Origin of the sequence: Mesorhizobium dulcispinae (assembly GCF_033977345.1) — a bacterium.
Classification (GTDB): Bacteria; Pseudomonadota; Alphaproteobacteria; order Rhizobiales; family Rhizobiaceae; genus Mesorhizobium; species Mesorhizobium dulcispinae.
Genome location: NZ_JAVIIY010000003.1, coordinates 576440 through 585697 on the forward strand (window position 1 = coordinate 576440; position 9258 = coordinate 585697).

General features: G+C 63.9%; 14 protein-coding genes. 6 read left to right on the top strand and 8 right to left on the bottom strand.

Translation table 11 applies throughout. The features are described from left to right. The first annotated feature begins 29 nt into the window (after positions 1-29). A complete protein-coding gene (locus RFN30_RS10720; protein WP_320262040.1) occupies positions 30-761 on the top strand; it encodes an SGNH/GDSL hydrolase family protein in 732 nt (243 codons plus the stop codon). 36 nt (positions 762-797) lie between these two features. Here RFN30_RS10720 and RFN30_RS10725 read toward each other — a convergent pair whose 3' ends face one another. Further along, positions 798-959, bottom strand: a complete 162-nt coding sequence (locus RFN30_RS10725) for a hypothetical protein (RefSeq protein ID WP_320262041.1) — start codon at positions 957-959, stop codon at positions 798-800. Between the two features lie 202 nt (positions 960-1161). On the opposite strand from RFN30_RS10725, the gene RFN30_RS10730 reads away from it, so the two are divergent. Continuing rightward, positions 1162-1326, top strand: coding sequence for a hypothetical protein (locus tag RFN30_RS10730; RefSeq protein ID WP_128089014.1), 165 nt, complete (start codon positions 1162-1164; stop codon positions 1324-1326). Positions 1327-1548: 222 nt separating this feature from the next. After that, positions 1549-2268, top strand: a complete 720-nt coding sequence (locus RFN30_RS10735; protein ID WP_059189944.1) for a helix-turn-helix transcriptional regulator — start codon at positions 1549-1551, stop codon at positions 2266-2268. A 69-nt stretch (positions 2269-2337) separates the two neighbouring features. Here RFN30_RS10735 and RFN30_RS10740 read toward each other — a convergent pair whose 3' ends face one another. The 3 genes from RFN30_RS10740 to RFN30_RS10750 all read right to left on the bottom strand — a co-directional run bounded on the left by RFN30_RS10740 (position 2338) and on the right by RFN30_RS10750 (position 4744). Then, positions 2338-3033, bottom strand: coding sequence for a DUF1013 domain-containing protein (locus RFN30_RS10740; RefSeq protein ID WP_320262042.1), 696 nt, complete (start codon positions 3031-3033; stop codon positions 2338-2340). Positions 3034-3389: 356 nt separating this feature from the next. Beyond that, positions 3390-3530: a DUF1127 domain-containing protein gene (locus RFN30_RS10745; protein WP_082044546.1), complete on the bottom strand. Its 141-nt coding sequence runs from the start codon at positions 3528-3530 to the stop codon at positions 3390-3392. A 203-nt stretch (positions 3531-3733) separates the two neighbouring features. Then, entirely contained in the window at positions 3734-4744 is a 1011-nt protein-coding gene (locus RFN30_RS10750; RefSeq protein WP_320262043.1) for an NAD(P)H-quinone oxidoreductase, read from the bottom strand. Between the two features lie 113 nt (positions 4745-4857). On the opposite strand from RFN30_RS10750, the gene RFN30_RS10755 reads away from it, so the two are divergent. From RFN30_RS10755 to RFN30_RS10765, 3 genes are all read left to right on the top strand, one after another. Further along, on the top strand, positions 4858-5052 hold the full coding sequence (locus RFN30_RS10755) for a DUF1192 domain-containing protein (protein WP_320262044.1): 195 nt from the start codon (positions 4858-4860) through the stop codon (positions 5050-5052). Positions 5053-5154: 102 nt separating this feature from the next. After that, on the top strand, positions 5155-6402 hold the full coding sequence (locus tag RFN30_RS10760; protein WP_320262045.1) for an MFS transporter: 1248 nt from the start codon (positions 5155-5157) through the stop codon (positions 6400-6402). 31 nt (positions 6403-6433) lie between these two features. Beyond that, positions 6434-6709, top strand: coding sequence for an ArsR/SmtB family transcription factor (locus tag RFN30_RS10765; protein ID WP_320262046.1), 276 nt, complete (start codon positions 6434-6436; stop codon positions 6707-6709). Between the two features lie 51 nt (positions 6710-6760). Here the strand turns inward: RFN30_RS10765 and RFN30_RS10770 are convergent, their stop codons facing one another. From RFN30_RS10770 to RFN30_RS10785, 4 genes are all read right to left on the bottom strand, one after another. Continuing rightward, positions 6761-7225: an SRPBCC family protein gene (locus tag RFN30_RS10770; protein WP_320262047.1), complete on the bottom strand. Its 465-nt coding sequence runs from the start codon at positions 7223-7225 to the stop codon at positions 6761-6763. A gap of 72 nt (positions 7226-7297) precedes the next feature. Next, the gene (locus RFN30_RS10775) at positions 7298-7633 is read right to left on the bottom strand and encodes an ArsR/SmtB family transcription factor (RefSeq protein ID WP_320262048.1); all 336 of its coding nucleotides are present in this window, start codon (positions 7631-7633) and stop codon (positions 7298-7300) included. 6 nt (positions 7634-7639) lie between these two features. Next, on the bottom strand, positions 7640-8296 hold the full coding sequence (locus tag RFN30_RS10780; protein ID WP_320262049.1) for a glutathione S-transferase family protein: 657 nt from the start codon (positions 8294-8296) through the stop codon (positions 7640-7642). Between the two features lie 87 nt (positions 8297-8383). Next, positions 8384-9208, bottom strand: a complete 825-nt coding sequence (locus RFN30_RS10785; protein WP_320262050.1) for an alpha/beta fold hydrolase — start codon at positions 9206-9208, stop codon at positions 8384-8386. Positions 9209-9258: the final 50 nt, after the last annotated feature.

A 9258-nucleotide genomic window follows, 5' to 3' on the forward strand; every position in this document is an offset into this window, starting at 1 on the left:
AAGGCTTCCCGCTATCCAACGGATTTGTCATGCAGCGCCTGCTCGCCCTCCTCACCTGGCTCGCTTTCCCGGTCTATGTCTGGCAGGGCCTTGGCGTGCGCCGCCGCACCACGCGCATGCTGCCGGCACAAGGCCCGGTCCTGCATGAGATTGCCGGCAAGACGCCGGCCGTTGCGTTGCTGGTTCTGGGAGACTCTTCCGCCGCCTCCGTCGGCATCGAGAAGTCCGAACACGGGCTCGCCGCGCAGTTGGCCGGCCTGATTGCGGAGCGCACTGGCCGTACCGTGCGCTGGCGCGCCGCCGGCTTCAACTCGGCAACATCCGGTCAAATCCGCGACTATGTCCTGCCCAATCTGTCGGCAGACCCGTGGACGCATATCGTGCTTGCCATCGGCACCAACGACACCAAGAATTTTCATTCGGTGCCGCGCTTCAAGAAGGAGTTCGGCGGCCTGCTCTATGCGCTGCGCGCCAAATGGCCGGAAGCGCGCGTTGTCTGGTCGCCGGTGCTAGAATTCACCCGCGCGCCGGCGATGCCGCCACTGCTCGGCAATATCCTCGAAATCCGCGCCACCGAGATGAACCGGATGGGCGTGCGCCTCTGCAACGAGCGTGGCGCCGTTCCCGCCGCGCGCCTGCCGATCACCAATCCCGAGGCCGGTTTTGCTTCAGACGGCTTCCATGCCTCCGAAGCGGGCTATCACGCCTGGGCGGAGCACATGGTGGATTTTGTGCTGGGTAATCCGGTTGAGGCACGTTGAGATTCAGGCCAAGGCGAGCCGGAGTATCGACGTGCCTCAGGCCCAATGGCCGAGGACGGCAGCCGCCGAGATCGCGGCCATGGCAAGCAGCGCCAGCTTCCAGAAATCGCTGCGGCGCTTCAGCCCCGGCCAGCCGAGCGGCTTGATGATCTGGATCAGCATGATGCCGATGATGACAAGGGCGAGAAGTTTCGTCATGCCGCCTTTGACCAGCATCGCCGGCGGCTGTCAAAGCGGTTCTTGGCGCTTCGGACGGCCGCATCGCTCCTGACAAACAACCGGTTGCCCAGGGCCGCGCCAATCTTTCTGGCACCGGCTCCGGCTGCCTGCCAGGCTCCTGACAGACTGGTGTCAGCAGGGGTGTGAGATACTCCTCTCATCAAAAAAGAGGAGCCTGGTCATGAACGGTTTTACCATCCTGCGCAGCATGCAGAACTACGTCGGCAAGATCCGCACCGTGCGGAACGAGATCCGCACGCAGCGTTTCCTGAACACTTTGCCGGCGGACATCCGCAAGGACATCGGCTGGCCGGACCTTTATAACGGCCGCGTGCGTGAGAACTGAAATTTTTCGGCGCACAACTTGGATAGCGCCCGTGCCGCGCCCAGATGTAATGTCGGTTGAAACGCTGGGTTCCAGGAAAGGCGCCGTTGCCGCATGGTGGAATGGCTGCAGCCTCCTGACAGTATGTTGTCAGGAGGCCTGCGTTATTAAAGCAGCCTCGAACCTGCGGGAACCGGTTTTGGGACCGCGGCATGCATAGAACCGAAACCAAGGGGTCAAGCGATGCGCCGCGCCGACAGGCTTTTTCAGATCGTCCAGCATCTGCGTGGCGGCCGATTGGTCACGGCGCAGAAACTCGGCACGTGGCTCGAGGTTTCCGAGCGGACCATCTATCGCGACATAGCCGACTTGCAGTCGACCGGCGTGCCGATCGACGGCGAGGCGGGTGTCGGCTACATGATGAGGGAGGGTTTCGACCTTCCGCCGCTGATGTTCACGCGTGACGAGATCGTGGCGCTGGTTGCCGGTGCCCGCATGGTGCGCGCCTTCGGCGGCGCCGCCATGGCAAGGGCCGCCGACGAGGCGCTGGTCAAGATCGGCGCCGTGCTGCCCGACACCGAAAAGGACCGCATCGCCCGCACCGAGATCCACACGCCGATGTGGGTGGTGAGCGATGCCGCGCGCGAAGCGATCGACCTCATCGAGCGCGCCATCGAGAAGCGCCAGGTGCTGACCATCGACTATTCGGACGAGGCCGGCCGCGGCACGGCGCGCGACATCCGGCCTTTGGGCCTGTGGTTCTGGGGCAAGGTGTGGACCCTGGTCGCATGGTGCGAGATGCGCGACGATTTCCGCGCCTTCCGCATCGACCGCATCGCCTCGGTGGTGATTGCCGGCCGGATCTACAAGCCGGAGCGCGGCAAGCAGCTCGCCGACTTCTATCGCGCCGTGGAGCGCAGCGAAGACTATGGCATGGCGCCCGACCGCGCGGCCCGGACGTAAGTCCTCCCAAGCGACTGTCCGATAAAAAAGCCCGCTCGAGGCGGGCTTTTTTATCGAATGTCGAACTGCTTATTCTTCGTCCTCGGGCTTGTCCTTCGACTTCAACGCCGAAAGCTTGGCGAAGACGGCGTTGGCGTCGAGTTCCTGATCCTCGTCTTTCGGCTTCTCCGGCGCCGGCGTCAGCCTCTCGGTCAGCGCCGCCGGCAGCAGCGTGTCACCGGCGACCGGCTGCGCCTGTTCGCGGCCGCGCGAGGCGCGGTTGACTTCCAGGTCGAGGTCGATCTGCGAGGTCAGGCCCAGAGTCACCGGATCCATCGGCTGCAGATTGGCCGAGTTCCAGTGCTTGCGCTCGCGGATCTGCTCGATCGTCGACTTGGTGGTGCCCACGAGACGGGCAATCTGGGCATCCTTGAGCTCGGGATGGTTGCGCACCAGCCAGAGAATGGCGTTCGGCCGGTCCTGCCGCTTCGACAGCGGCGTGTAGCGCGGACCCTTGCGCTTCGATTCCGGCACCCGCACCTTGGGATCGGACAGTTTCAGCCGATGGTTCGGGTCCTTCTCGCCGCGCGCGATCTCGTCGCGGGTGAGCTGGCCGGTCATGATCGGGTCCATGCCCTTGATGCCCTGCGCCGACTCGCCGTCCGCGATCGCCTTGACCTCCAGCGGATGCAGGCCGCAGAACTGCGCGATCTGCTCGAAGGAGAGCGCGGTGTTGTCGACCAGCCAGACGGCGGTCGCCTTGGGCATCAGCAACGTATTGGCCATATCAAAAATCCTTCTCGTTCGCCCGCGTTCCCGCGCGGGCGGTGGTTTTAGAGCCACCAAAATGGGAAATTCGCGGCCTGTATAAACGCTCCGTCACGATTTCGCAATGTTTTTGGGAAGGAGCGGCCCAATGCATGTCGCCCAAAAGTGTGCAGCGGTTTTGGGAGAACGACATGCATAAAACAAAAAACCTACCGCGCGTCGTTCGAATTCGCTTCGAGCGACGCGCTGTAGGCTCCAAAAGACAAAACCCGCTGGACGTGGTCCAGCGGGTTCGGAACCGGAGACGAGCAAGCGTCTGCGACGGCTCTGGCTTCCAGGCGAGAGCCCGGCCTTACGGCCCGGGTCGCTTGAAATCAAAGAGCCTGGCGGGCGATCTTCTCGATGTCGGCGCGGTTGATGCCGAGGTCGTTCAGCTGACGGGCGTTGAGGCGGTTCAGCTCACGCACGGTCTCGTTGTACAGGCGCCAGTTGCGGAAAGCGCGGATCGGGTTCATGTCAGTCCTCCATTCGTGGGGTCAATTGTTCGATGCCGCGTAAATAGGCACCCTTGCCCACGAATTGAACGGACGCTTTTGCATGGCGGCAATGCATTTGTGCAATGCAACATTAAGCATTGTTGAACCTGTCGCAAACGAGGGCGCGCAGGGGGTCTGTCGAGATTCAGATCGGGCCGGCCTCACCTGACTGTCGGCGCATCCTAGCCGACATCGAGCACGATCTTGCCGATATGCTCGCCCTCTTCCATCCGCTCATGCGCCCGCCAGGCTTCGGTCAGCGGAAAGATCATGTCCATGACCGGAGCGACCTTGCGGGTGCCGAGCAATGGCCAGACCTGAGCTTCAAGCGCGGCGGCGATGCCCGCCTTGAATTCAACGGTGCGCGGCCTGAGCGTCGAGCCGGTATGGACAAGGCGCTTGACCATGAGCGTTGCGAAATTGGCGCTTGCGACAGCACCGGCCTGAACGGCGATCTGGACGATGCGCCCTTCGATCGCCGCGGCATCGTAGTTGCGCGCCACATAGTCGCCGCCGACCATGTCGAGGATGACGTCGGCGCCCTTGCCGCCGGTCGCGTCCTTGACCTCGGCGACGAAGTCCTGCTCGCGGTAATTGATCGCCCGGTCGGCGCCAAGCTTCAGGCAGGCGTCACATTTCTCCTTGCTGCCGGCGGTGGTGATGACATAGGCGCCGAACGCCGAAGCCAGTTGTATGGCCGTGGTGCCGATGCCGGACGAGCCGCCATGGACGAGCAGCGTCTCGCCTTTCTTCAGACCGCCGCGCTCGAACACATTGTGCCAGACGGTGAAATAGTTCTCCGGCACGGCGGCGGCCTCGGAATAGGTGAAGCCGGCCGGGATCGGCAGCACGCTGCCGGCATGGACCTTGACATATTCGGCGTAGCCGCCGCCCGGCGTCAGCGCGCAGACCCGGTCGCCGATGCGCCAGCGCGATATCTCGTCGCCGAGCGCGGCGACCTCGCCGGCCGCCTCGAGGCCCGGTAGGTCCGAAGCGCCAGGGGGCGGCGGATAGGCGCCCTTGCGCTGCTGCACGTCCGGCCGGTTGACGCCGGCTGCGTGGACGCGAATGAGGATCTCGCCGGGACCGGGCGCGGGCACGTCGCGCGTCTCCGGCTTCAGCACCCTCGGGCCACCGGGCTGTGAAATCGCGACGGCCGTCATTTTTGCCGGAATCTTTTGTCCGCCTGCCATGGTGTCCTGCCTCCTTGTTCCGGTCCGCCGTTGCCGGCCGTTTGCATCGGCGCCCTTGCCCTATGTATGCTGATTGCCAAATCAGGCAAATGGTCAAAAAGGGAGAAGCGACGATGGCGATCTTCGACGACGAACCCAGGAAGAAGCCGCGCTCGCACGAGATCGGCCAGGATCTAGCGCTGCTTTCGGTCGACGAGTTGTCCGAGCGCATTGCCCTGTTGCGCGAGGAGATCGCCAGGCTGGAAGCCGAGCGGGCCGCCAAGGGCGCCACCAAGACCGCCGCCGAGGCGCTGTTTCGTCGGGGATAGTCCTGGCGGCGCGTCCGTTCGCCCCGGAAAAGCCTGAATGCGACCGCCAGACCTTCCCCCTGAAACAGAGCTGCGCTCTGAAATTCCCAGCCGGATCAGCCCATGTTCGCAACCTATCGACCGATCCTCTCGCTGCTGCGCGGCACCGCATTCCTGCTGGCGGCGTCGGGCCTGCATGGCCTGCTTTTGCCGCTGCGCGGTCAGGTTGAAGGGTTCTCGACCGCCTCGCTCGGCCTGATGGGCACGGCCTGGGCCGGCGGCTTCGTCACCGGCTGCTTCTTCGCGCCGCGGCTGGTACGCCGCGCCGGCCATGTCAGGGCGTTCGGCGCCTTCGCCGCCTCCGGCGCGATCATCGCGCTGCTCACCGGCCTCATCATCAGCGAATATTTCTGGATCCTGCTGCGCGCCTTCACCGGCTTCACCATGGCCGGCGCCTTCATGGTCATCGAAAGCTGGCTGAACGAGAAAGCCACCAACGAGAACCGCGGCACCGTCTTCGGCCTCTATATGATGGTCACCTATGCCTCGATTATGGGCGGCCAGATGATCGTCGCCGGCGGCGACGTGAAATCGGCCTCGCTGTTCATGATCACCGGCATCCTGTTCTGCCTGTCGCTCATTCCGACCGCCGTGTCGACGCAGTCGAGCCCGAAGCCGCTGCAGGACGTCAAGCTCGACGTCAAAGGCCTCTATGCGAATTCGCCGGTGTCGGCGGTGGCCTGCCTTCTGATTGGCATCGCCAATGGCGCCTGGGGCACGCTCGGCGCCGTCTATGGCGCCCGCATCGGCATCTCCACCGCCGAGATCGCGCTGATGATGAGCCTGGTGGTCATCGCCGGCGCGGCCATGCAGCTCCCCGCGGGGCGGCTTTCCGACACGACGGACCGCCGCTTCGTGCTGGCGGGCGCCGCCTTCGGCGCGGCGCTTGTCGCGGTGCTGATCTTCCTGATCGAGCCGCATTCGGGCGTCTTCGTCATCGTACTGACCGCCGCCTACGGCGCCTTCGCCTACACGCTCTATTCGATCGCCGTCGCCCATGCCAACGACCACGCGCGGGCAGAGGATTTCGTCAAGGTTTCCGGCGGCCTGCTTCTGCTCTACGGCTTCGGCACGATGATCGGGCCGCTGCTTGCCGCCGCCCTGATGGGCTGGCTGCGCCCCGAAGCGCTCTTCCTTGCCACAGCGCTCGCCCATCTGAGCCTCGCCGGCTACACGCTGCTGCGTATCCGCGCCCGCGCGCCGGTTCCGATCGAAAACCGCGATGCCTTCAAGACGCAGCCGGCCGACCGCGCCGTCACGCCGGAAGCCTCGCGGCTCGACCCGCGAACAAAGGTTGAAACCGATAGTTGAGATTTGGAAAACTTTGCCTCACAAATAAGGCATGATGTTTTCCGACGCTTTCGTGGCGATAGCCGATCCCAACCGGCGCTATCTCTTGGAAGAGCTCCGGCGCGGTCCGAAGACGGTCAACGAATTGGCGGCCGGGTTGCCCGTTTCACGCCCGGCCGTCTCCCAGCATCTGAAGGTCCTGCTCGATGCCGGCCTGGTCAAAGCCAAGGCGGAAGGCACCAAGCGCGTCTATGCCGTCAGCACCGCCGGCTTCCTCAGGCTCAACATCTGGCTCGACCAGTTCTGGGAAATGTCGCCGGGAGAATGATCAGGAGCGTTGATGGCGCCAGGTGACGATAGACGCCGCCGACTGAAGCCCTCAACTCGCTGTCGCCAGCGCCGCTCCGAGCGCGTCGAGCAGTTCGCCCGTTCCGTGCTCGCGCGTGTCGGGCGTATCGTGGCCGTCGAAGAAGGCTCCTTGCTCGGTCATGACAAGTCGCGTGCCCTTGCCTTCCGCGATAAGCTCGATCGTCGCGAGCGACACCGAGACGCGGGTTTCGCCGAACAGCAGCTCATAGCTGTAGACGATGCGCTGGTTCGGCACGATGTCCTGGTAGACCGCGTTGAAGAAATGCATCTGCCCGTCGCTCGGGCAGCCGGCATTCACCTCCCTGCCGCCGACGCGAAAGTCCATTTCATGCCGGCTCGGCATCGGATTGTCGGGGTCGAAAAACCAGCGCTTCTTGGCCGCCGGATCGCTGAGCGCGAAATAGACCTTTTCGGGCGCCGCAGGATAGACGCGTTCGATGACGAAGGTGGAATGGACGACGGATCGTTCGGTCATGACGGCTTTCCTCAGAGCAATTCCAGGAAAAGTGTGTAGCGGTTTTCCTTCCGGAATCGCGAAAACAAACACTTAACTTTCGTCTTTGGTTTCAGCGAGAAAATCGCCGAGCCGGTCGAGCCGGCGCTCCCAGGCGAGCCGCCGCTCGTTGATCCAGTGCTCGGCAGCCCTGAGCGCCTTCGGCTCGATCCGGCAGGTGCGCACCCGGCCGAGCTTCTCGCTGCTCACAAGGCCGCTCGCCTCGAGAACGTTGAGATGCTGGACGACGGCCGACAGCGACATCGCCAGCGGTTCGGCCAGTTGGCTGACCGAGGCCGGCCCGCGCGACAGCCGTTCCACCATCTGGCGCCGCGCCGGATCGGCGAGCGCCTGGAACATCAGGTCGAGCTGGGCGGGATCGTGCAGCATCTCGCTCTAACCGTTGTTATAGGGGAAGAGCTTGAAATAGGGCTGCGCTTCCTCGATCACGCGGGCGAAGCTCGGCCGTTCGAGCAAACGGTCGTGATAGCGCTTCACGGCCGGAAACTTGTCGCCGAACGGCTCGACCTTGTTGGCGTAGAACAGCGCCGGCGAGGCCGCGCCATCGGCCATGCTGAAGGTCTCGCCGACCGCCCAGGTTTTTCCCTGCATCTCCTTTTCGATGATGGCGTAGGAATTGCGCAGCTGTTCGCGCGCCTGCTCGACCCCGAACGGATCGGTCTTGTCTTTTGGCCGCAGCCGGTCGCCGACGATCTTCTGCATCGGCTGCTGCACGTAGAAGTCGTAGAAGCGGTCGGCCTGGCGGACCTTGATGGCCAGATCGATGTCCGCGGGAATGAGCTCGACCGGCCCGGGATAATAAGCGGCGAGATATTCGATGACGATGGTCGATTCCAGCACGGTGCGGTCGCGCGCATCGTCGCGCAGAGCCGGCATCTTGCCCGTCGGCGAAACCTTCAGGAAGGCCGCGCGCGATTGCGCATCGCCGAGATCGACGATCACCGGCGTGAACGGCGTGTCGTTCTCGTAGAACGCGATCAGCGGCTTCCAGCAGAAGGATGCGAGCGGATGGAAATGTAGCGTCAATGACATGCTTCGCTTTCTTGTTGTCGAATGGTGAAGTGACCACTTAACTATTTTCCCGGACCGCTTGAGTCAAGCCTGGCGCCTTCCGCTCGGCTAAGGATGCGTCGCGATGGCTTCGACGATTTGCGGCCAGTTGTTGCGGTGCAGCTCGTGGCCGCCGCCGTCGATCCGCACCAGCCCGGCGCCGGGAACGGCGTCGGCAAGCGCCTCGCCATGCTCGATCGGGAAGAGCGGATCCGCGGTGCCATGGATAACGAGCAGCGGCACGGTCAAATCCTTTATCCGCCGCTCCGGCCCGCCACCCTTGAGCAGGAAATGGTTGGTCGCGAAGGCGAGGCCGCCGGAACGGTCGTAGTCCTCCTCGATCATCGCGCGCGTCCGTTCGCTGTCGAACGGGTGCAGGGTGCTGGCAATCGCGCGGGCGTCCTTGACCATGAAGTCGAGCACCTGTCCCCGGTTCGACCAGTCGACATCGGCGCCTTTCGCGGAATGCTCTCGGTAGGCCTGGCTCGCGCCGGGCAATCCGGACGTGTCGACGCCGAGCGGCGAGCTGGAGATCACGGTGAGCGCGCTGACGCGCTCCGGATATTTCAGCGCCACGATCTGCGCGATCATGCCGCCCATGGACATGCCGACGACCTGCGCCTTGCGGGTATTGTGGTCATCGAGCACGCGAATGGCATCGTCGACCATGTCCTCGAACACATAGGGCGGCTCGCCCGGCGTGTATTTGGTCGAGAGACCAGTATCGCGATTGTCGTAGCGGATGACGAAGCGGCCGCGCCGGGCAAGCTGCCGGCAGAAGGCTTCCGGCCACCACAGCATCGAGGCCATGGCGCCCATGATCAGAAGGATCGCCGGGTCGCACGGATCGCCGAAACTCTCCGAAACGATTTCAGGACGTGGCAAGGCGGTCATCCTTCTTCCCTCCATCTCTCAATCTGATTGCATTTTGCAATCAGTTGCAC

Bases quoted from the DNA above. Each gene is read 5' to 3' on its own strand.
- RFN30_RS10750 (WP_320262043.1), bottom strand. From the start codon at position 4,744: ATGGCAGGCGGACAAAAGATTCCGGCAAAAATGACGGCCGTCGCGATT.
- RFN30_RS10725 (WP_320262041.1), bottom strand. From the start codon at position 959: ATGACGAAACTTCTCGCCCTTGTCATCATCGGCATCATGCTGATCCAG.
- RFN30_RS10785 (WP_320262050.1), bottom strand. From the start codon at position 9,208: ATGACCGCCTTGCCACGTCCTGAAATCGTTTCGGAGAGTTTCGGCGAT.
- RFN30_RS10735 (WP_059189944.1), top strand. From the start codon at position 1,549: ATGCGCCGCGCCGACAGGCTTTTTCAGATCGTCCAGCATCTGCGTGGC.
- RFN30_RS10775 (WP_320262048.1), bottom strand. From the start codon at position 7,633: ATGCTGCACGATCCCGCCCAGCTCGACCTGATGTTCCAGGCGCTCGCC.
- RFN30_RS10730 (WP_128089014.1), top strand. From the start codon at position 1,162: ATGAACGGTTTTACCATCCTGCGCAGCATGCAGAACTACGTCGGCAAG.
- RFN30_RS10740 (WP_320262042.1), bottom strand. From the start codon at position 3,033: ATGGCCAATACGTTGCTGATGCCCAAGGCGACCGCCGTCTGGCTGGTC.
- RFN30_RS10760 (WP_320262045.1), top strand. From the start codon at position 5,155: ATGTTCGCAACCTATCGACCGATCCTCTCGCTGCTGCGCGGCACCGCA.
- RFN30_RS10755 (WP_320262044.1), top strand. From the start codon at position 4,858: ATGGCGATCTTCGACGACGAACCCAGGAAGAAGCCGCGCTCGCACGAG.
- RFN30_RS10720 (WP_320262040.1), top strand. From the start codon at position 30: ATGCAGCGCCTGCTCGCCCTCCTCACCTGGCTCGCTTTCCCGGTCTAT.
- RFN30_RS10765 (WP_320262046.1), top strand. From the start codon at position 6,434: ATGATGTTTTCCGACGCTTTCGTGGCGATAGCCGATCCCAACCGGCGC.
- RFN30_RS10745 (WP_082044546.1), bottom strand. From the start codon at position 3,530: ATGAACCCGATCCGCGCTTTCCGCAACTGGCGCCTGTACAACGAGACC.
- RFN30_RS10770 (WP_320262047.1), bottom strand. From the start codon at position 7,225: ATGACCGAACGATCCGTCGTCCATTCCACCTTCGTCATCGAACGCGTC.
- RFN30_RS10780 (WP_320262049.1), bottom strand. From the start codon at position 8,296: ATGTCATTGACGCTACATTTCCATCCGCTCGCATCCTTCTGCTGGAAG.